20 protein-coding genes are annotated in these 19,076 nt (G+C 75.8%); 15 read left to right on the top strand and 5 right to left on the bottom strand.

Annotation, left to right across the window (positions count from 1 at the left end; all coding sequences use genetic code 11):
• Nucleotides 1-44: 44 nt before the first annotated feature.
• The 5 genes from gcvPA (at nucleotide 45) to ACWDD9_RS42200 (ending at nucleotide 5,784) form a co-directional block, all read left to right on the top strand.
• Nucleotides 45-1,418 (top strand): aminomethyl-transferring glycine dehydrogenase subunit GcvPA, encoded by a 1,374-nt coding sequence (gene gcvPA / locus ACWDD9_RS42220; RefSeq protein WP_449814587.1) that lies wholly within the window; start codon nucleotides 45-47, stop codon nucleotides 1,416-1,418.
• On the top strand, nucleotides 1,415-3,013 hold the full coding sequence (gcvPB, locus tag ACWDD9_RS42215) for an aminomethyl-transferring glycine dehydrogenase subunit GcvPB (RefSeq protein ID WP_234348291.1): 1,599 nt from the start codon (nucleotides 1,415-1,417) through the stop codon (nucleotides 3,011-3,013). The genes gcvPA and gcvPB overlap by 4 nt, the downstream gene beginning before the upstream one ends.
• Entirely contained in the window at nucleotides 3,010-4,215 is a 1,206-nt protein-coding gene (locus ACWDD9_RS42210; RefSeq protein WP_449814586.1) for an ATP-NAD kinase family protein, read from the top strand. The genes gcvPB and ACWDD9_RS42210 overlap by 4 nt, the downstream gene beginning before the upstream one ends.
• 24 nt (nucleotides 4,216-4,239) lie before the next feature.
• Complete coding sequence (locus tag ACWDD9_RS42205; protein ID WP_380742288.1) at nucleotides 4,240-4,986, top strand: SDR family NAD(P)-dependent oxidoreductase; 747 nt, start codon at nucleotides 4,240-4,242, stop codon at nucleotides 4,984-4,986.
• A gap of 144 nt (nucleotides 4,987-5,130) precedes the next feature.
• The gene (locus tag ACWDD9_RS42200; RefSeq protein ID WP_049657573.1) at nucleotides 5,131-5,784 is read left to right on the top strand and encodes a GntR family transcriptional regulator; all 654 of its coding nucleotides are present in this window, start codon (nucleotides 5,131-5,133) and stop codon (nucleotides 5,782-5,784) included.
• Nucleotides 5,785-5,820: 36 nt separating this feature from the next.
• On the opposite strand, the gene ACWDD9_RS42195 is transcribed toward ACWDD9_RS42200, so the two are convergent.
• Together ACWDD9_RS42195 and ACWDD9_RS42190 are read right to left on the bottom strand one after the other, a co-directional pair.
• Nucleotides 5,821-6,573 (bottom strand): MBL fold metallo-hydrolase, encoded by a 753-nt coding sequence (locus ACWDD9_RS42195; RefSeq protein ID WP_449814585.1) that lies wholly within the window; start codon nucleotides 6,571-6,573, stop codon nucleotides 5,821-5,823.
• A 34-nt stretch (nucleotides 6,574-6,607) separates the two neighbouring features.
• Nucleotides 6,608-7,612 (bottom strand): GlxA family transcriptional regulator, encoded by a 1,005-nt coding sequence (locus tag ACWDD9_RS42190; protein WP_449814584.1) that lies wholly within the window; start codon nucleotides 7,610-7,612, stop codon nucleotides 6,608-6,610.
• 174 nt (nucleotides 7,613-7,786) lie between these two features.
• Here ACWDD9_RS42190 and ACWDD9_RS42185 point away from each other — a divergent pair, with 174 nt between their 5' ends.
• Both ACWDD9_RS42185 and ACWDD9_RS42180 read left to right on the top strand, forming a co-directional pair.
• A complete protein-coding gene (locus ACWDD9_RS42185) occupies nucleotides 7,787-8,422 on the top strand; it encodes a DUF4937 domain-containing protein (RefSeq protein ID WP_449814583.1) in 636 nt (211 codons plus the stop codon).
• 36 nt (nucleotides 8,423-8,458) lie between these two features.
• Nucleotides 8,459-8,944 (top strand): hypothetical protein, encoded by a 486-nt coding sequence (locus ACWDD9_RS42180; RefSeq protein WP_449814582.1) that lies wholly within the window; start codon nucleotides 8,459-8,461, stop codon nucleotides 8,942-8,944.
• 59 nt (nucleotides 8,945-9,003) lie between these two features.
• On the opposite strand, the gene ACWDD9_RS42175 is transcribed toward ACWDD9_RS42180, so the two are convergent.
• Nucleotides 9,004-10,155, bottom strand: coding sequence for a hypothetical protein (locus ACWDD9_RS42175; RefSeq protein ID WP_449814581.1), 1,152 nt, complete (start codon nucleotides 10,153-10,155; stop codon nucleotides 9,004-9,006).
• Nucleotides 10,156-10,270: 115 nt separating this feature from the next.
• Between ACWDD9_RS42175 and tsaA the strand changes: the two genes are divergently transcribed.
• Entirely contained in the window at nucleotides 10,271-10,717 is a 447-nt protein-coding gene (gene tsaA / locus ACWDD9_RS42170) for a tRNA (N6-threonylcarbamoyladenosine(37)-N6)-methyltransferase TrmO (protein ID WP_449814580.1), read from the top strand.
• 58 nt (nucleotides 10,718-10,775) lie between these two features.
• On the opposite strand, the gene ACWDD9_RS42165 is transcribed toward tsaA, so the two are convergent.
• Nucleotides 10,776-11,693, bottom strand: coding sequence for an aminoglycoside phosphotransferase family protein (locus tag ACWDD9_RS42165; protein ID WP_449814579.1), 918 nt, complete (start codon nucleotides 11,691-11,693; stop codon nucleotides 10,776-10,778).
• A gap of 140 nt (nucleotides 11,694-11,833) precedes the next feature.
• Nucleotides 11,834-12,319 carry an ATP-binding protein gene (locus ACWDD9_RS42160; protein WP_449814578.1) on the bottom strand — a complete coding sequence of 162 codons (486 nt, stop codon included), beginning with the start codon at nucleotides 12,317-12,319 and terminating at the stop codon, nucleotides 11,834-11,836.
• A 453-nt stretch (nucleotides 12,320-12,772) separates the two neighbouring features.
• Between ACWDD9_RS42160 and ACWDD9_RS42155 the strand changes: the two genes are divergently transcribed.
• The 7 genes from ACWDD9_RS42155 (at nucleotide 12,773) to ACWDD9_RS42125 (ending at nucleotide 18,990) form a co-directional block, all read left to right on the top strand.
• Nucleotides 12,773-13,432 (top strand): phosphoribosyltransferase, encoded by a 660-nt coding sequence (locus tag ACWDD9_RS42155; protein WP_449814577.1) that lies wholly within the window; start codon nucleotides 12,773-12,775, stop codon nucleotides 13,430-13,432.
• Between the two features lie 66 nt (nucleotides 13,433-13,498).
• Entirely contained in the window at nucleotides 13,499-14,056 is a 558-nt protein-coding gene (locus ACWDD9_RS42150; RefSeq protein WP_380779710.1) for a GNAT family N-acetyltransferase, read from the top strand.
• 343 nt (nucleotides 14,057-14,399) lie between these two features.
• Nucleotides 14,400-14,885, top strand: coding sequence for a hypothetical protein (locus ACWDD9_RS42145; RefSeq protein ID WP_449814576.1), 486 nt, complete (start codon nucleotides 14,400-14,402; stop codon nucleotides 14,883-14,885).
• A 127-nt stretch (nucleotides 14,886-15,012) separates the two neighbouring features.
• On the top strand, nucleotides 15,013-15,372 hold the full coding sequence (locus ACWDD9_RS42140) for a hypothetical protein (protein ID WP_449814575.1): 360 nt from the start codon (nucleotides 15,013-15,015) through the stop codon (nucleotides 15,370-15,372).
• 60 nt (nucleotides 15,373-15,432) lie between these two features.
• The gene (locus ACWDD9_RS42135; protein WP_074003208.1) at nucleotides 15,433-16,524 is read left to right on the top strand and encodes a PLP-dependent cysteine synthase family protein; all 1,092 of its coding nucleotides are present in this window, start codon (nucleotides 15,433-15,435) and stop codon (nucleotides 16,522-16,524) included.
• 50 nt (nucleotides 16,525-16,574) lie between these two features.
• Nucleotides 16,575-17,807 (top strand): MFS transporter, encoded by a 1,233-nt coding sequence (locus tag ACWDD9_RS42130; protein WP_449814596.1) that lies wholly within the window; start codon nucleotides 16,575-16,577, stop codon nucleotides 17,805-17,807.
• Nucleotides 17,808-18,048: 241 nt separating this feature from the next.
• On the top strand, nucleotides 18,049-18,990 hold the full coding sequence (locus ACWDD9_RS42125; RefSeq protein WP_449814574.1) for a S1 family peptidase: 942 nt from the start codon (nucleotides 18,049-18,051) through the stop codon (nucleotides 18,988-18,990).
• Nucleotides 18,991-19,076: the final 86 nt, after the last annotated feature.

Raw genomic sequence — 19,076 nt, 5'->3', positions numbered from 1 at the left:
CAACCCCGTCAAGGCTTGTGACTGAAATCGCGGAAGGTGCCAGCATGAGCACACGCGTCCCCCGAACCCACCCGTACATCCCCAACTCCGCCCCGCAGGTGAGGAAAGCGATGCTGGCGGAGGTCGGCGCCCAGGACGTCGAGGAGTTCTACGCCGACATCCCGGCCGCCCTCCGGCTGGACCGCCCGCTGCGGCTGCCCGAGCCGCTCGGCTCCGAGGCCCGGCTGGTCGCCCACATGGAGGAGCTGCTCTCCCGCAACACCGCCGTCCCGCCGGGCCGCAGCTTCCTCGGCGCCGGCTGCTACCGCCACCACGTGCCCGCCGTGGTGGACGAGATCGTCAACCGCAGCGAGTTCCTCACCGCCTACGCGGGCGAGCCGTACGAGGACCACGGCCGCTTCCAGGCGCTGTGGGAGTACCAGTCGCTGATGGCCGAGCTGCTGGCCGTCGACGTCGTCAACGTGCCGACGTACGACGGGTTCCAGGCCGCCGCGACGGCGCTGCGGATGGCCGGACGGGCCACCGGGCGGCGCCGGCTGGTACTGGTCGGCGCGATCGACCCGGACCGGATCTCCCGGATCCGCGACTACGTCCGGGGCGTCCACGAGCTCGTCCTCGTCCCGGCCGATCCCGCCGCCGTCCGGGCCGCGCTCGCCGAGGGCGACGCGGCCGCCGTCTACGCCCAACTCACCGACCACGACGGCCGGGTGGACCAGGATCTGCCGAGCTACATCGAACTCGCCCACCAGGCGGGCGCGTTGGCCGTCGCCCACGTCAACCCGCTCAGCCTCGGCGTGCTCACCCCGCCCGCCGAGCTCGGCGCCGACCTCACCTGCGGCGACCTCCAGCCGCTCGGCATCCACCCGAGCTACGGCGGCGGCAACGCGGGCTTCATCGGCAGCGCGGACGACGAGCGCCTGGTCGCCGAGTACCCGAGCCGGCTGTTCGGCCTCGTCCCCACCGACGTCCCCGGCGAGTACGGCTTCGGCGACGTCGCGTACGAGCGCACCTCCTTCGCGGTGCGCGAGGAGGGCAAGGAGTGGGTCGGCACCGCCGCCGCCCTGCACGGCATCGCCGCCGGGGTCTACCTCACGCTGATGGGCCCGCACGGCATGCGGGAGATCGGCGCGACGATCCTCGCCAACACCGCCTACGCCCGGCAGCGGCTGGCCGAGGTCCCCGGCGTGGAGCTCGCGGACCCGCGGGCCGTCCACTTCGCCGACTTCACCGTCCGCTACACCGGCGAGCGCACCGCCGCCGAGACCGCCGAGGCCCTGCTCGCCCGCGGCCTGCACGGCGGCACCCCGGTCGGGGCCGACGGGGCCGCGGCCCGTGAGGGCCGCTACTGCGTGACCGAGCTGCACACCCGGGCCGACATCGACCGCCTCGCCGACGCACTTGAGGAGATCGCGAAGTGACGAACCGTCAGAACAGCGAGCCGGTGGACCCGCGGATCGCCCCCAAACCCGCCCTGCGCCGCTTCCACCAGGCCCGCTGGGACGAGAAGCTCGTCTTCGAGCTCGGCGCCCCCGGCGAGCGCGGCGTCCTGCCCCCGCTGCCCGAGCCCGCCGTCACCGCCGCCGTCGGCGACCCGGCCGAGCGGCTGCCCGCCGCGCTGCGCCGCGCCACACCGCCCGCCCTGCCCGAACTCGGCCAGCAGCAGGTGCTCCGGCACTACCTGCGGCTCTCCCAGGAGAACCTCGGCGCCGACCTCAACGTGGACGTCGGCCAGGGCACCTGCACCATGAAGTACAGCCCCAAGGTCAACGACACCTTCGTCCGCGACCCCCGGATCGCCGCCCTGCACCCCGCTCAGGACCCTTCCACCGTCCAGGGCGTGCTCGAACTCGTCCACCGGCTGGAGCAGTTGCTCAAGGAGGTCTCCGGCATGGACCGGGTCAGCCTCCAGCCCGGCGCGGGCTCGGCGGCGATCTGGACCAACGTCTCGGTGATCCGCGCCCACCACGCCGCGCGCGGCGAACTGGAGCAGCGCGACGAGATCATCACCACCGCCTTCTCCCACCCCTCCAACGCCGCCTGCGCCAAGACCGCCGGCTTCCGGGTGATCACCCTGCACCCCGACGCCGACGGCTACCCCGACATCGAGGCGCTGCGCGCCGCCGTCGGCCCGCGCACCGCCGCGCTGCTCATCACCAACCCCGAGGACACCGGCATCTACAACCCCCGGATCGCCGAGTTCGTCCGGATCGTCCACGAGGCCGGCGGCCTGTGCGCCTACGACCAGGCCAACGCCAACGGCATCCTCGGCATCACCCGGGCCCGCGAGGCCGGCTTCGACCTGTGCCACTTCAACCTCCACAAGACCTTCTCCACCCCGCACGCCTGCGGCGGACCGGCGGCCGGCGCCTGCGGCGTCACCGCCGAACTCGCGCCCTACCTGCCGCGCCCCACCGTCGAGTTCGACGGCGAGCGGTACGTCCTGGACGACGACCGGCCGGACTCGGTCGGCAAGATCCGCCCCTACCTGGGCGTCGTGCCGAACCTGGTGCGCGCCTACGCCTGGATCACGGCACTGGGCGCCGAGGGGCTGCGCGAGGCCGCCGAGACCGCCGTGCTCAACAACAACTACCTGCTGCACCGGGTGCGGCGGATCCGCGGCGTCTCCGTCCCGTACGCCGAGGGCCGCCCCCGGGTCGAGCAGGTCCGCTACAGCTGGCAGCAGCTCAACGAGGACACCGGCCTGCACAGCGAGGACCTCGGCTACCGCGCCGCCGACTTCGGCACCCACTACTGGACCAGCCACCACCCGTACGTCGTCCCGGAGCCGATGACGCTGGAGCCCACCGAGTCCTACTCCCGGGCCGACCTGGACGAGTACGCGGCGATCCTCGCCGAGGTCGCCCGCGAGGCGTACGAGGACCCGGAGACCGTCCGCACCGCGCCGCACAACTCCACCGTGCACCGGATCCGGCACGAGCCGCTGGACGACCCGGCGGTCTGGGCGGTCAGCTGGCGCGCCTACCGCCGCAAGGTCCTGGGCGAGCGGCCGTGACCTCCGCCCCGGGCGCCCGGATCGGGCTGGTGGTCAACCCGGTCGCCGGCCTCGGCGGCCTGGTCGGCCTCAAGGGCAGCGACGGCGCCGAGGTCCAGCGGCGGGCCCTGGCGCTCGGGGCCCGTCCGCGGGCCGTCGCCCGGGCAGCGCTGACGATCAGTCAACTTCCGCCGGACGTCGAGCTGATCACCGTCGACGGCGCGATGGGCGCCGCCGCGGCGCGGGCGGCCGGCCGGCCCGCGCGGGTCGTCCACCACAGCACCGGGCCGCGGGCCGCCGGGGCACCGGGCACCGGGGAACCGAGCACCGCTGCCGACACCCGGGCGGCGGTGCGCGCCCTGGTCGCGGCCGGCGCCGGGCTGCTGCTGTTCTGCGGCGGCGACGGCACCGCCCGCGACGTGCTGGACGCGCTCGGGCCCGACCCCCGGGTACCGGTGCTCGGCATCCCCGCCGGGGTCAAGATGCACTCCGCCGTGTTCGCCGTCCACCCCCGGGCCGCCGCCGAGGTCGCGGCGGCCTGGGCGGCCGGCCGCGGCGTCCGGCTGACGGCCGCCGAGGTGGTGGACCGGGACGAGGCCGCGCTGCGGGCCGGCCGGGTCTCCGCCCGGCTGTACGGCCGACTGACCGTCCCCGTGCTGCCCGCCCGGGTCCAGCAGCGCAAGACCGGCAGCTCCGGGCCCGACCCGGGGACACCGGCCGGCCTCGCCGCCGAGGTCGCCGAACGCGTCGGCCCCGGCGGGCTGCTGCTCCTCGGGCCCGGCAGCACCACCTACGCGGTGGCCACCGCGCTCGGCGCGCCGGGCGCCAGCCTGACCGGCGTCGACCTGCTGCGGCTCGGCCCCGCGAGCGCCCTCGGCCCCGGCCACGCCGACGGCCTCGCCACCGCCGCCCGCCTCCTGATCCGCGACGCCCGGGCCGACCAGCTGCGCGCCCTGCCCACCACCCCCTGCATCGCCCTCTCCCCGATCGGCGGCCAGGGCTTCCTGCTCGGCCGCGGCAACCAGCAGCTCACCCCCGAACTGCTGCGCGCCGCGGGCCGGGAACGGCTGCTGGTGCTCGCCACCGAGGCGAAGCTCGCCGCCCTGGCGGGCCGCCCGCTGCTGCTGGACACCGGCGACCCCGACCTGGACGACGCCCTCTCCGGCCACGTCCGGGTGATCACCGGCCGCCGCTCCGGCGCCGTGTACCGCCTCTCCGCCTGACCTCCCACCCACAGAGGAGCCCCCATGATCGACCTGCACGGCAAGCGCGCGATCGTCACCGGCGCCGCCTCCGGCATCGGCCGGGCCACCGCCGCCCTGCTCGCCGAACTCGGCGCCGCCGTCGTCCTCCTGGACCTCGACGCCGAGCGCGGCGAACAGGCCGCCAAGGAGATCGGCGGCACCTTCGTCCGCTGCGACGTCTCCCGACGCGCCGACTGCGAGCGGGCCGTCAGCACCGCCGTCGAGCAACACGGCGGCGTGGACGTGCTGTTCAACAACGCGGGCATCATCCGCCGCTCCACCGTCACCGAGATCAGCGACGAGGACTGGGACCTGGTGATGGCCGTCAACGTCCGCTCGATCATGCTGCTCAGCGGACTGGTGGTGCCGCTGATGGCGGCGAGCGGCGGCGGCAGCATCGTCAACACCGGCTCCGGCTGGGGCATCAAGGGCGGCGGCCGGGCCATCTCCTACTGCGCCTCCAAGGGCGCCGTGGTCAACATGACCCGGGCGATGGCCATCGACCACGGCCCGGACAACATCCGGGTCAACTGCGTCTGCCCGGGCGACACCGACACCGGCATGCTCGCCGAGGAGGCCCGCCAACTCGGCGAGAGCCCCGACGCCTTCTACACCGACGCCGCCGACCGCCCGCTCGGCCGGATCGGCCAGCCCCGGGACATCGCGCAGACCGTCGCCTTCCTGGCCAGCGACGCCGCCGCCTTCGTCAGCGGCGCGGTCATCGCCGTGGACGGCGCCGGTACGGCCTGACCGCCTGCCCGACCACCCGCCAGGACCCGGCCCGGGCGGTCGGGCACCGGTGGCCCGAGCGCCCGACCGCTGGTGGCCGGCCGCCCGGCCACCGGTGCCGGTCGCCCGGCCGGTACGCTACCGACCAGGAAGAAGGGAAGCCTGATGGCGATCGAGCGGCGTCCGCTGCGCGAGCAGGTCAAGGACGAACTCCTGGAGCAGCTCGGCCGCGGCCGGTTCACCCCCGGCGAGTCGATCAACGAGGTCCAGCTCGCCGAGGAACTGGGCGTGAGCCGAACCCCCCTGCGCGAGGCCCTGATCAGCCTGGAGCGCGAGGGCATCATCACCAGCGAACGCGGCAAGGGCTTCCGCTTCGCCCCCACCGGCAAACAGGAGTTCCTCGACCTCACCGCGATCGTCATCGCCTTGGAGTCGCTGGCCCTGCGCACCTCCGACCCGGCCCACCTTGCCGAGATCGCCCCCCGGCTGCTCGCCGAGGCCCGCGCCTTCTCCGCCCCGCAGGCCCCGCACGGCACGATAGAGCGCCACGACGACGCCTGGCACGCCCTGCTGCTCTCCGGCTGCGCCAACGCCCGGCTGCGCGAGATGATCGACTCGCTGAAGCTCACCCTGCACCGCTACGAGCGGGTGGTGGTCGGCGACCACGAGATCCTGGAGCGCGCCGCCGAGGAGCACGAGCGGATCGCCCAGTGCCTGCTGGACGGCGACATCGACCAGGCCGTCGCCGCGCTGGAGGCCAACTGGACCGGCGGCATGGAACGCATCCTGCACCGGCTGCCCCCGGTCGCCGCGTTCTGAGCCGCCTGCCCCGGGCGCCGCGTTCGAGCCGGCCCGTCAGCCCAGCAGTTCCGGGACGCCCGGGGCGAGCCAGTGCAACCGGTCGGCCAGGCCGGCCGCCTCGAACCGCGCGGTGGTCTCCGCCCGCCCCTCGGTGAAGTGCTCCCACGAGGCGTAGTGGACGGGGACGACCCGGCGGGCACCGAGCGAGGCGGTGAGCGCGGCGGCCTGCGCCCCGTCCATGGTGATCAGCGCACCGCCGCCGAAGGCCCCGATCCGGGCGGCACCGAGGTGCAGGATGGCCGTACCGATCCGGAACCTCCGCCCCACCGCGTCCAGTTCGGGGATGTGCACGGTGTCGCCCGACACGTAGAGCGCCTCCTCTTCGCCGGGCGCCTCGACCACGAAGCCGGTCACGTCCCCGACCGGACCGTGCAGGCCCGGCGTGCCGGTCACCCGCAGGGTCCGGCCGTCCACCGTCAGGGTCCGGCTCTGCCAGGGCGCCAGCCCGAGCGCGCCGCCGCCGAGCCGGGCGGCCCCGCTGACGGTGGTCAGCACCGGCCGCCCGGCGAGCAGGGTCCGGCCGGTGGCGTCCAGGTTGTCCGGGTGCTCGTCGTGGCTGAGCAGCACGGCGTCCACCGGCGGCAGCTCGTGCGCGCCGATCGCCGGAGCACCCGTGCTACGCAGAACCACCGGGTCGTGCCGGTACTCGGCCGGAGCCGGATCGAAGACGGGGTCGGTGAGCAGCCGCAGCCCGCCGACCTCCAGCAGGACGGTCGCGGTGCCGATGTGGGTGGCCTTGATCTTCACAGTGTTCTTTCCCTCGCAGTGAATTGACGTTGGGTCAGTTGTCGGTCCGGACCCGGAACCGGCTCCGGTAGTCCCCCGGCGTGGTGGAGAGCCGGTCCCGGAACACCCGGTGCAGGGTCTCGACGGAGCCGAAGCCGCAGGCCCGGGCGACCCCGGGCAGCGGGTGGTCGGTGCGCTCCATCAGCCGGCGCGCCGCCTCCAGCCGCAGCTCCTCGACGTACGCCCCGGGCGTCGTACCGGTCTCCGTACGGAACACCCGGGCGAAGTGCCGCTCGCTCATGGCGAGCCGGCCGGCGAGGGCGGGCACCGACAGGTCGGCGTCCAGGTGCTCGCCGATCCAGCGGCGCAGGTCCCGCAGGTCCGCCCGGCCGCCCGCGCGGTGGGCCAGTGGAACGCTGAACTGGCTTTGGCCGCCAGGGCGTTGCAGGTACATCACCATGATCCTGGCGATCTCCAGCGCGAGGTCGTCGCCGTGGTCCTCGGCGACCAGCGCCAGGGTGAGGTCCATCGAGGTGCTCAGGCCGGCGCTGGTCCACATCCGCCCGGAGCGGATGAACACCGGATCGGCGTCCACCTCGACGGCCGGGTGGTCGGCGGCCAGCCGCTCGGCGGTCGCCCAGTGGGTGGTCGCGCGGTGCCCGTCCAGCAGCCCGGCCGCCGCCGTCACGTGCGCGCCCGCGCAGACCGAGGCGACCCGTCCGGCCCGGGGGCCGGCCTCCCGCAGCCAGGCCACCACGGCCTGGTCCACCCGGGGCACCGGCCCGTCCGGCCCCAGGTCCACCCGGCCCGGCACCAGAACCGTGTCCGCGCGGACCCGCGCCTGCGCCAGCGTCCCGGTCACGTGCAGCGGCACCCCCGAGAAGGTCTCCACCGGCCCGCTCCGCTCGGCGCACACCCGCACCTCGTACCCGGGCCGCCCGGGCGGCAGCAGCCGGCCGGCCAGCGCGAAGATCTCGGCGGGCCCGGCCACGTCCAGCGCGTTCACCCCGGGGAACACCGGGACCACGACCAGATGCGGCAGGCGGAGTGCGTCGTCCATGCCCCCACCCTCGCCCGGAGGCGGCTCTGGCGGCAATGACGGGACTCTGCAACATCCGGCCATCGGCCCGGGTCCTCTCGTCATCCGAGGGAGGGCCTACGCCCCCGGCCGTACCGCCTCCGCGACCAGCGCCCGATTGACCCTCCTCCGCCTCCCGGCGGCAGGATGGCCCGCATGTGGGGCAAGTGGATCGACTGCCGGGTACGGCCCGGAGCACACGAGGCGTTCGCCGCCGGCCAGCGCCGCTGGTCGGCGATCTCCGACCAGCCGGGCCTGGTCGGCCAGGCCGGCGGCTGGGCACCGGACGGCGACCGCGCCCTCCTGCTCGCCCTGTGGGCCGACGAGCCCGCCTACACCCGCTTCCTGCGCGAACGTCACGACCGGGCCGCCGCCGCCCAGCACTCCGCCTACAGCGCGATCGAGGTCGCCACCGGACCGGTCGTCCTCACCATGCCGGGCGGCTCCCCGTCCCTCCCCGACGCCCTCACCCGCGCCACCGTCCTGCGGGCCGCCGACTGCCGCCTCCGCCCGGGGCGCGCCGACCACTTCCTCGACGTCCAACACCGCCTCTGGGCCCCGGGCATGGCCGCCGCCGACGGCATGCTCGGCGGCGCCGTCACCCGCCTCTCGCCCGACCGCTACCTCGTCACCACCCTCTGGACCACCCCCGCCGCCCACCACGCCTACACCACCGACCACCTCCCCGCCCTGCTCCCCCGCGCCGCCGTCCCCACGGACGTCCACACCCTCACCGGGCACCTGCTCCCGCTCGAACCGTCCTGGCTGGTCCTCCCCGTCCGGTCACCGTAGCGGGGCCTGTCAGGGGCCGGCCCTACACTCCGGGCCATGTCACTGCCGCACTCCGTAGGCTCCGTCGACGACCAGCTGTCGGTCCTCGACTCCCTCCTCGCCGCCCCGTTCCCCGAGCGCGCGGACACGAGGACCGAGCACGGCTGGGGCGGCCCCGGGCACCAGCTCGCCGTGCTCCGGGCGAGCCGCGACTTCTGGGACGACCCGGGCCCCGAGACCGTCACCGAGGCCGAGGACGAACTCGAAGCCGACCTCACCGCCCTGACCGCCGTCCTGACCGACCGCTGGGGCGCCCCGGACACGATCGACCTCTGGTCCCACCTCGGGTACGACCAGCCGGACTTCGCCGACACCGACGGGCCCGAGCCGCTGGTCTCCCTGGCCTCCCTCGTCTTCCACCTGCCGGTGTGGCGGGTGCCGTCCACCGGGCGCTGGGTGGGCCTGACCATCGGCCAGGCCCACCGGGAGTTCCCGCTCGAACTCCTGGTCGCGATCGGCGAGGAGTCCTGCCTGCCGCGGTGAGACCCCTCGCGCCGTCGCCGCCGGACCGGGCGCCGACCGCGCGGGGCCGCGCCGCGCCGTCACCCCGGCGCCCCCGGCCGGTGGGCGTCGCAGTACCAGCCGCCCGGATACAGCCGGGCTCCCGGCGCTCCGCACGGGATCCGGCCCGCCGAGCAGATCTCCCTCCGCACCGGCGGGATCACCCGATCGGAGGTGAGCGGCTCGCCCACCGGGTCGTACGGGTCCCCGGGCAGCAGCAGCCGATGCGGCGGGCGGTGCGGAGCACGGCGCTGCTCCGGCACCCGCGGGTGGTCGGCCCCGCGCTGACGCGGGACCACCGGCCGGTCCGTCCGGTCCGCCAGCACCCCGCCGTTGGCGAGGAAGCGGCGCCGGTCCGCCTCGGGCGCCCAGAAGCGCAGCGGGCCGCCGTTCCGGGTCCGTTGGGTGATCGGCACATACACGCCGCCGGCGACCCGGCGCACGAAGTCGTCGATCCGCGGGACCAGCACCGCCCACGTCGGGTGCCACCGCCCGCAGCGGCTGCCGCCGCGCACCTGGCAGGGCCGCGGGCTGACGCGGTCGCACTTCAGCAGTTGGAGGGTCCGCACCCCGCCGCGCAGCAGCAGGTCGCGGTCCTCGCGGATGGCCCGGGCCGGCAGGTTGTCGGTGCGCACCCAGTGGACCTGGTCGATGAGCGGCGCGTTCGGGTCGACGGTGTGCCAGACCGCGGTGATGCCGTCCTCCCGCGCCAGCCGGTTCCGACGCCGGACGGACTGCGCGCTGACGTACGAGAGTTGGGGCTCGAACCCGAACCGGCGGCCGTCCGCGCCGGTGACCAGGACGGCGGGCCGCCGCCCGTCGGCCGTCCCGGCCCCGATCTCGACGGCGTGCCCGTCGCTCTCGGCGGCCCGGGCGTAGCGCTCCTGGTAGGCCTCGCGCCGCTCGTCCTGGGCAGCGGTGTGGGCCCGGCGGTGCGGGTTGTGGTGGGAGGCGATGCGCCGACCGCGCCGGAACGACAGGTACATCCACTCCGGCTGGTCGGGGCGGGCGTCCCGACAGATGGGGCAGAGCAGCCCGCGCTGGGCCACCGGCCGCCGGTCGGCGCGCAGCCGGTGCCACAGGCCTGGCTGTTCGGGAACACCGAGGTCGTCTCGGTCGAGGTCGAGGAGGCGGTCGAGGTCGGTGTTGAAGACCAGGTTGCGCGTAGGGAGTTCACCGTCGTACTCGTTCATGGCGTCTCATCTCTGCCATCAACCACGAGAGGGAACTTCCAGTCTGCACCGGGGCACCGACACCCGGGCCCGCTACCGTGCTGCCGGACGGAGCCGAGGGTGCACGGAGGGCGCAATGACGGACAGGGGTTTGCGGGAGCGGAACCAGCGGGAGCGCGGGTTCGAGGTGCGGGCGATCGGGTGGGTGGAGTCGCCCTTGCTGGAGCGGGCGGGGGCGCCGAGGCAGGGGGACGAGGGTGCGCCGGAGGCGTGGGTGGCCTTCGAGGCCGATGTGGAGCGGGGGCTGCGGGACCTGGTGGCCGGGCAGGAGGTGCTGCTGCTGACCTGGCTGCACCGGGCGGACCGGGAGGTCTTGGCGGTGCGTCCGCGCGGGGACCGCTCCCGGCCGGAGACCGGGGTGTTCGCGACCCGCTCGCCGGACCGGCCGAACCCGATCGGGCTGCACCGGGTCACCGTCCTGGCCGTGGACGGCCCGCGGCTGCGGGTCAGCGGACTCGAGGCGATCGGCGGCACCCCGGTGCTGGACGTGAAGCCGGTGCTGCCCGGGCTCGCCGAACGGTAGCGGGTCGGCGGGGGCGCCCTCGCCGACCCGGGCAGCACCTGACGGTGACAGCGCGCCGTCAGCGGCCGGCCGTGGCGACGAGGCGGGCCAGGGCGGCCCGGGCGGGTGGGCCCCAGCTGGACTTGCCGCCGGGGTGGCCGTGGTCGCCGGCGTGGCCGATGCGCAGGCAGGAGAGGGCGCGCAGCACCGCCCAGCCGCGGGCTCGGTGCAGGGTGGCGGGGTCCGGGGCGGGCCGGTAGGCCGCGTGGAAGCGGTCGGCGGCGCCGTCCGGCAGCAGGATCCAGGCGGCGGCGAGGTCACCGGCCGGGTCACCGGCGAAGAGGTCGCCGAAGTCGATCACACCGCAGAAGGTGCCGTCGGCGGTGAGCACGTTGGCCGGGTGCAGGTCGCCGTGGAGCCACAGGTCCGGGCCCGTCCACTCCGGCGCGGTGACGGCGTCCTCCCAGACCGCGCGGACGGCCTCCGGGTCGGGGAGCAGCCCCAGTTCGACGGCCGAGGCGAGCTGCCTCGCGAAGCCCTCGGCGTGGTCGGCCAGCGGTCCGCCGCGGCCGCGACCGGCGGGCGCACCGTCGGGGGCGGGGCGGTGAAGGGCGGTCAGGAAGGCGGCCAGGGTGTCGGCGGCCCGCGCGGCCCGGGTGGCGGGCGCGCGGTCGGCGGGCTCGCCCGGCACCCAGGTGGTGACGATCCACGGCCGCGGGAACCGCTCGGAGGGCTCACCGAAGCGCTGTGGGACGGGGACGGGCAGCGGCAGGTGCGGGGCGAGGGCGGGCAGCCAGGCGTGTTCCTTGCGCAGCAGCTCGTCCGCCGACGTCGTCGCCCAGGGCAGCCGGACGGCGAGGTCGTCGCCGAGCCGCCACAGCTGGTTGTCCCAACCGCGCGCGCCGAGCGTCACGGGATGGTCGGCCAGGTCGGGGTGCTGGTCGCGCAGCAGCGCGCGGACCAGCTCAGCGGTGATGTCGGTCCCGGTGTCGGTCATGCCGGGCAACGGTAGTCGGGCAGCGGGGGGCGGTGCCACGGGAACGGGAAAGGGCGCGCCGGGCCCCGGAGTTCGCCGGGTGCCGTGCGCCGGCTGCGGAGCGACGGAAACACCCGGGGCGAGGACGAGGAGGAGCGCGATCAGCCCGGCCGTTCCGGCTGCCCGTCCGCACCGGCCGCCGTCAGGGCCGGCGGGCGCGACACCTCCAGCCAGACCAGCTTCCCGCCGGCCTCGGGCCGGGAGCCCCAGGCGGCGGAGAGCCGGTCCACCACCCGCAGTCCGTGCCCGCCCGGGCGGCCCGCACCGGCGGACGGGCGCAGGCACGGCGGGACGGGGCTGGCGTCCGCGACCTCCACCCGCAGCCGGGCACCGTCCCAGTGGAGCCGCAGCTCGCTCGGGCCGCCGGGAGCGTACAGACAGGCGTTGGCGACCAGCTCGGCGACCATCAGCAGGACGTCCTCGGCGGCGGCCCGCCGGTCCTCGTCGACGGCCGGCAGCCACTGCCAGGACACCAGCGCCCGTCGGCTGAACTCGCGGCTGCGCCGCACCGTACCGGGCCCGCCTTCCAGCGCCAGTCGCCTGACCTGCTCCCGGCCTGGCGGCCCACCGTTCCCGGGGCGGTCCACGGCCTGCCTCCTCACCTCGGTTCGGTTCGGACGGTGCGCTGGTGGCCGGGGTGGAGCCGCGGCACGCCGTCGGCCCCGGTTCTCGCGAGCAGCCGTGGCCCGGCCGTCCGAGCGGCCGATCGCGCGTCCGGCCGGGCGTCCGGCTCGTGGTCCGGCGGGGACGGCGCGGGGCCGTCACCGGGTGCACGGTGCCAGGCGGACCTCACCGCTGGTGCGAGCGGGAGCACCGTCCGTCGGCCGTCCATGCCCCGCGCCTGCCCGTTCCCCGCCGGTGCACACGCGCCGTCCGTTCCGTACCACCCCCGGACCGCGCCCGGACGTTAGAGCCCGCCGCAACGGGGCAGCCGCCCCGGTGACGGGGCGGAACGGACGGTGCCCGCGGGCCGCTCGCCCGTCCGCACCGCCCCGGTCCCGACCGAGCCGCTCGAACACCTGGAGGACAAGGACAGGTCCGTGAGATTCCTCGACCGCAGCACCGCCGGCCACCAGCTGGCCCTCAGGCTCGCCCCGCTGCTGGGCGGGCGGGCCGGTGCCGAGCTGGTGGTCCTCGGCCTGGCCCCCGGCGGGCTGCCGGTGGCGGCCGAGGTCGCCGAGTCCCTGGGCGCCCCGCTCGACGCCACGGTGGTCCGGCCGCTGGCCGTGCCCGGCCACGACCGCCCGGTCGGCGCGATCGCCGACGGCGACCCGCCGCTGCTCGACCGGCAGGCCCTGGAGAGCCTCGGGGTCACCTCGGCCGAGCTGGACGCGAGCGTCAGACGGGAGCGGGTCGAGGTCCACCGCCGCGAGGCGCTCTACCGCCCGGGCCGGGCCCGGCTCCCGCTGCGGGGGCGCATCGCCGTCCTGGTCTCCGACGGGCTGACCGACGCGCTCACCGCCCGGGCGGCCCTCCACGCCCTGGCCGCCGACCACCCGGAGCGGCTGATCCTCGCGGCGCCGGTCGGCGACGCCCGGATCGCGGCCGACCTGAGCCGGGACGTGGACGCGGTGGTCTGCCTGCACCTGCCCCGCTACGCGCACGCCGCCGGGCCCTGGTACGGCGAGTTCCACGAGGTCACCGACCGCGAGGCGGCCGTCCTGCTGCAGCGGCGCACCCCGACGGACGGCCCGGACTGACGATCGGACGACCCCGGCCCGAAAACCCGTTTGCCCGGCGAGGCGTGCACGGACCATCCTCCTGCCATGACCCATCCCCAGCACGTCATCGCCCTGGACGGGGCCACCCTGCGCCGCTTCGACGGCGAGGCGGACCTGCCCGAGTTCTTCGCCGTCATCGAGGAGTCGCTGGAGCACCTGCGGCCCTGGATGCCCTGGGTGGGCGAGCACAGCCGCGCCAAGACCGCCGAGTTCCTCGCCGGCCGCGCGGAACTCTGGGCGAACGGGCGGGACTTCACGTACGCGATCGTGCTCGACGGCGCGATCGTCGGTGCCTGCGGGCTGTTCCGGCGCGAGGACACCCCGGACGAGGTCCGCGAGATCGGCTACTGGCTGCACCCCGCCGCCACCGGGCGCGGGTTGGCCACCCGGACGGCGCGGGCCCTGGCCGACGAGGCCTTCCGCCTCCCCGGGGTGGAGGCCGTCGAGATCGTCCACGACCCGGCCAACCGGGCCAGCGGCGCCGTCCCGGCCCGCCTCGGCTTCACCGAGCACCTACGCCGTCCCGCCGAGGTGCTCGCCCCGGCGGAGACCGGGGAGGAACTGGTCTGGCGGCTGCCCAAGGAACGGGCCTCGGCTCAATAACCCGGTGACCCCCAGCCGATCCGGTGACCCCGGCGGTCCGCAGCCAGGGGGGGAGCGTGCGGACCGCCGGGTGCGCGGCCGGACGGGACGGTCCGGCGGCGCGTCGGGGGCGGACGCGGTCGGAGGCCTCTGGCTCCGCGCGGAGCGCCCCATCTCGCACTCCGCGTTCCCGCCGTGGACCTCACCCACGGCATCGCGCGTTCACTCCCGTGCCCAGGAGACCCTCCCCGCTCTCGCCGATAACACTTTCTTCCGATCGTGCTCCGAGTCAGGCCAGTTGATGATTCATCACACCATCTGAGGCGCGCTATGGCGGAGCAGGAAGTCGGGCTAGGATCACGGCATGGTCACCGCCCGGTCGCCGTTGCGTACACGACGCGCCCGCCCCCGAGGGGTGGCGGCGCGGCTGTTCTGGCTGGGCGCCCTGCTGATGGCCGTGTTCGCGTCCCACGGGTTCAGCGCGGAGACCGGCGCCGGGCACACCGATCCGATCCGGATCGTCTGGTCCGCCCACGCCACGGCGGCGGGCGACAGCCCCCAGGCTCCGAACACCCCGAAGGCTCCGCAGCCCACGCGGCCCGCCCACCAGCAGGAGCACGGCGAGGACGCCGACCACCCCGGCGGCGAGTGCCTGTCCGGGAAGCCCGAGGACGGCCCCGACGCCGAGGCCGCCTGGTCGGCCGTCGCCGCCCAGCCCACCCTCGGGGACGCCGCACCGGCGCCCGACCCGACGGGCCCGACGGCCGGAGGCACCGGAGCCGCCGGAGCCGGGAGCACCGCTCCCGGAACACTCGAACCCCCGCACCGGATCGCCCGGCTGAGGGTCTAGGCCGGCCCCGGGCCGCGTCCCACCCCCGCCCGCCTCGCGGCGCGCGGGCCGGCGCCTTTCGCCCGCGTCCGCCCCCTCCGCCCCCGCGATCCGCTGCCGCCCCCGCGCGGCCGCGCGGAGTCCCGTCATGCCCATCAGGCTCCTGGCCGCGCTGCTGCTCGGCCTGTTCTCCCTGCTGCCCGTCGGCTGCCCGCAGCAGCACCTCGACCCCCATCCGCTCCGCTCCCCCGCGGCGGCCACCGCCCCGGCCGAGCCGGGCGACTTCTCCGCCGACTCCCTGGAGCGGCACTGCGCGACCGGGGAAGCCGCCGCGCCCGCGCAGCGGTCCGTCCGGTCGACGGCCCTGCCCGCTCCGTCCCCGGCCACCGTCCCCGGCGGGGACCGGGCGGAGCCTGCCGCGCCCCGCCCGACGGCCGCCGCCGGGCGCGCCGCCCGTACGTCCGGGCCGAGAGGCCCGTTGCTGGCCACCGGTCGGTGGCGGATATAGCGGCTCGGCGTCCGTCCGAGCTGCCATACCTTCCGCCAACCTCCCGACAGGAGACGAGACATGACGTCCCTCACCCATCGCACGGACGACCACGCGGCCCTCAGCGGCCTGGTCGGCAACACCCCGGTCCTGCGGATCGGCGAGCCGCTCGCCCCGGCGGGCCGCGGTTTCTGGGCCAAGCTGGAGGGCTTCAACCCCGGTGGCATCAAGGACCGCCCGGCCCTGCACATGGTCCAACGGGCCCGGGCCCGGGGCGAGTTGCGCCCGGGCGGCCGGATCGTGGAGTCCACCAGCGGCACGCTGGGACTGGGCCTCGCACTGGCCGGCATGGTGTACCGGCACCCGGTCACGCTGGTCACCGACCCGGGGCTGGAGCCGACCATGACCAGGCTGCTCACCGCGTACGGCGCCGAGGTGGAGGCGGTCACCAGTGCGCACCCGCGGGGCGGCTGGCAGCAGGCCCGGCGCGACCGGGTGGCCGAACTGCTGGCCCGCCACCCGGGATCGTGGTGCCCCGACCAGTACAACAACCCCGACAACACCACCGCCTACACCCCGCTGGCGCTGGAGCTCGCCGCCCAACTGGGCCACCTGGACGTGCTGGTGTGCAGCGTCGGCACCGGCGGGCACTCGGCCGGCACCTCGCGAGTCCTGCGCCAGCTCTACCCGGGGCTGCGGGTGGTCGGGGTGGACACCGTCGGCTCCACGATCTTCGGGCAGCCCGCCCGGACCCGGCTGATGCGCGGCCTCGGCTCCAGCATCTACCCGCGCAACGTCGCCTACCAGGCCTTCGACGAGGTCCACTGGGTCGCCCCGGCCGAGGCCGTCTGGACCTGCCGCCGGCTGGCCGCCTCGCACTACGCCACCGGCGGCTGGAGCGTCGGCGCGGTCGCCCTGGTGGCCGGCTGGCTGGCCCGTACCCGGCCCGCCGGCACCCGGATCGCCGCGATCTTCCCGGACGGGCCGCAGCGCTACCTCGGCACCGTCTACGACGACGAGTACGGCGCCGCGCACGACCTGCTGGACCACCCGCCGGCGGACGGCCCGGACGAGCTCGCCCGGCCGGACGAGCGGGAGGTCACCCGCTGGACCCGCTGCGCCGAGGTGGTCGACCCGCTGACCCTCCCGGGCGCCCCCGGCGGTGCCGCGTGAGGGGGCTGACCGCCCAGTTCCGGGGCCACGAGCGCAGCGTCCGGCTGCTGATGGTCAACCAGTTCACCATCAACCTGGGCTTCTACATGCTGATGCCCTACCTGGCCGCGCACCTGTCCGGCGGCCTGGGCCTGGCCGGCTGGACGGTCGGGCTGGTGCTCGGGGTGCGCAACTTCACCCAGCAGGGCATGTTCCTGGTCGGCGGCACGCTGGCCGACCGGTTCGGCTACAAGCCGCTGATCGTGGCGGGCTGCCTGCTGCGCACCGCCGGCTTCGCCGCGCTCGGCCTCTCCTCCTCGCTGCCCGCCCTGGTGGCGGCCTCGGCGGCCACCGGCCTGGCCGGGGCGCTGTTCAATCCGGCCGTGCGGGCGTACCTGGCGAGGGACGCGGGCGAGGAGCGGCGGGTGGCCGCGTTCGCCCTGTTCAACGTCTTCTACCAGGCGGGCGTCCTGCTCGGCCCGCTGGTGGGCATGGCGCTGACGGCGGTGGACTTCCGCACCACCTGCCTGGTCGCGGCCGGGGTGTTCGCGGTGCTCAGCGCGGTGCAGATCCGGTCGCTGCCGGCCCGCCGGGGCTCCGGACCGGACGAGGGGAACGAGCGCACGGGTGTCCTCGCGCAGTGGCGCGGGGTGCTGGCCAACCGGCCGTTCCTGCTCTTCGCGGGCGCGATGACCGGCTCGTACGTGCTGTCCTTCCAGGTGTACCTGGCACTGCCGCTGGAGGTCCGCCGGCTGGGCGGCGGCGGCACCGGCGGGACGGTGGCGACGGCGCTGCTGTTCGTGGTGTCCGGGCTGGGCACGATCCTGCTCCAGACCAGGGTGACGGCCTGGTGCCGGGCCCGGATCGCGCCGGGGACGGCCCTGGTCGCGGGGGTGGCCGTGATGGGCGCGGCCTTCCTGCCGCTGCTCGCCGCCTCGGCCCTGCCCGTCCCGGGGGCGGGCCCCGGGCGCTGGGCGCTGGCCGCCGGGCCGCCGGCGCTGGCCGCGTTCCTGCTGGCCCTGGGCACGGTGCTGGCGTACCCGTTCGAGATGGACACCGTGGTCCGGCTCTCCGGGGACCGCCTGGTCGCCACCCACTACGGGCTCTACAACACCGTCTGCGGGGTCGGCATCACCCTGGGGAACCTGCTGACCGGCGCGGCCCTGGACGCCGCCCGCGCGGCCGGGCTCGCCGCGCTCCCCTGGCTGGCGCTGTGCGCCCTCGGGGCGGCGTGCGCGCTCTCGCTGCGCGCCCTCCACCGCGGCCGCCGGCTCGCCGGGTCCGAACCGGTGCCCGCCGTGTAGGAGCGGCACGGCAGCCGCCGAACGGCGGACCCGCGGGCTCACTCCTGAGCCTGCGGGTCCGCCGACACCCCATCAGAAAGCTTGTACCGAACGGTCCGTTTCCTCATACTTCCGGTCAGCGCCGGTCAGGAGCTGATCATCCGCCGTGCTTCCGGAGAGCACCGGCCGGGGTCCGCCCATCGCCTGACCGCGCTTCACGGCCCCAACCCTCAGGGCCGTCGCCCCCCTCTGGAGGAGATCGGTGAGGACCATGCGCCCCACGCCCCGCACCGGCACCACACCCGGCACCACCCGCCGTACCGGCCGTACGCGCCGCTTCCGCCTGCTCGCCGCCGCCCTGGGCCTGCTGACCGCCACCGCGGTCGCCGCGCCGGGCGCCGCAGCCGCTCCCACCCCCACCGCCCCCACCGTCCCCACGGCCCCCACCGCCCGACCGGAGCAGCTCCTGGCGGTCAGCGAGGCCATCCTGGGCGCCGAGGTCAACGGCACCGCCTGGTACGTCGACGAGGCCGCCGGACACGTCGTGGTGACCGCCGACAGCACCGTCTCCCCGGTCTCGCTCGCCAAGCTGATGAGCTCCGCCGGCGCCGACGCGTCCACCATCACCGTCCACCGCGTCCCCGGCGCGTTCACCCCGCTGCTCGCCGGCGGCGACGCCATCTACGGCGGCCAGTACCGCTGCTCGCTCGGCTTCAACGTGGTCAGCGGCAGCACCTACTACTTCCTCACCGCCGGGCACTGCGGCAACGTCGCCGCCAACTGGTACACCGACGTCAACCACGCCAACCTGATCGGCCCGACCATCGGCTCGACCTTCCCCGGCCACGACTACGCGCTGGTCCGCTACGACAACAGCGCGCTCAGCCACCCGGGCGGCTTCACCTCCGCCCCGGACGCCGTCGTCGGCGAGGCGGTGCAGCGCACCGGCTCGACCACCGGCACCCACGGCGGCACCGTCACCGGGCTCAACGCCACCGTGCGCTACACCGACGGCAGCACCGTCCGCGGCCTGATCCAGACCAACGTCTGCGCCGAGCAGGGCGACTCGGGCGGCCCGCTGTACGACGGCGCCAAGGCGCTCGGCCTCACCTCGGGCGGCAGCGGCGACTGCACCTCGGGCGGGACGACCTTCTACCAGCCCGTCAACGCGGCGCTCTCCGCGTACCAGGTCAGCGTGTACTGACGCCGTCCCCACCCGCCGAGCCGTGGGCAGCCGCGTCGTGGAGACACGGAGGCGCGAGGAGGCGCAGGCCGAAAAGGCAGCCGAAC

It is taken from the genome of Kitasatospora sp. NPDC001119 (assembly GCF_053598475.1).
This window is presented reverse-complemented; position numbering and strand designations above follow the sequence as displayed.

What these genes read in the sequence shown, in the direction of transcription:
- ACWDD9_RS42165 (WP_449814579.1), bottom strand. Translation starts at nt 11,693, where the DNA reads ATGACCGACACCGGGACCGACATCACCGCTGAGCTGGTCCGCGCGCTG.
- ACWDD9_RS42185 (WP_449814583.1), top strand. Translation starts at nt 7,787, where the DNA reads ATGTGGGGCAAGTGGATCGACTGCCGGGTACGGCCCGGAGCACACGAG.
- ACWDD9_RS42190 (WP_449814584.1), bottom strand. Translation starts at nt 7,612, where the DNA reads ATGGACGACGCACTCCGCCTGCCGCATCTGGTCGTGGTCCCGGTGTTC.
- gcvPA (WP_449814587.1), top strand. Translation starts at nt 45, where the DNA reads ATGAGCACACGCGTCCCCCGAACCCACCCGTACATCCCCAACTCCGCC.
- ACWDD9_RS42150 (WP_380779710.1), top strand. Translation starts at nt 13,499, where the DNA reads ATGACCCATCCCCAGCACGTCATCGCCCTGGACGGGGCCACCCTGCGC.
- ACWDD9_RS42180 (WP_449814582.1), top strand. Translation starts at nt 8,459, where the DNA reads ATGTCACTGCCGCACTCCGTAGGCTCCGTCGACGACCAGCTGTCGGTC.
- ACWDD9_RS42205 (WP_380742288.1), top strand. Translation starts at nt 4,240, where the DNA reads ATGATCGACCTGCACGGCAAGCGCGCGATCGTCACCGGCGCCGCCTCC.
- ACWDD9_RS42175 (WP_449814581.1), bottom strand. Translation starts at nt 10,155, where the DNA reads ATGAACGAGTACGACGGTGAACTCCCTACGCGCAACCTGGTCTTCAAC.
- ACWDD9_RS42135 (WP_074003208.1), top strand. Translation starts at nt 15,433, where the DNA reads ATGACGTCCCTCACCCATCGCACGGACGACCACGCGGCCCTCAGCGGC.
- tsaA (WP_449814580.1), top strand. Translation starts at nt 10,271, where the DNA reads ATGACGGACAGGGGTTTGCGGGAGCGGAACCAGCGGGAGCGCGGGTTC.
- ACWDD9_RS42145 (WP_449814576.1), top strand. Translation starts at nt 14,400, where the DNA reads ATGGTCACCGCCCGGTCGCCGTTGCGTACACGACGCGCCCGCCCCCGA.
- ACWDD9_RS42140 (WP_449814575.1), top strand. Translation starts at nt 15,013, where the DNA reads ATGCCCATCAGGCTCCTGGCCGCGCTGCTGCTCGGCCTGTTCTCCCTG.
- ACWDD9_RS42200 (WP_049657573.1), top strand. Translation starts at nt 5,131, where the DNA reads ATGGCGATCGAGCGGCGTCCGCTGCGCGAGCAGGTCAAGGACGAACTC.
- ACWDD9_RS42130 (WP_449814596.1), top strand. Translation starts at nt 16,575, where the DNA reads ATGGTCAACCAGTTCACCATCAACCTGGGCTTCTACATGCTGATGCCC.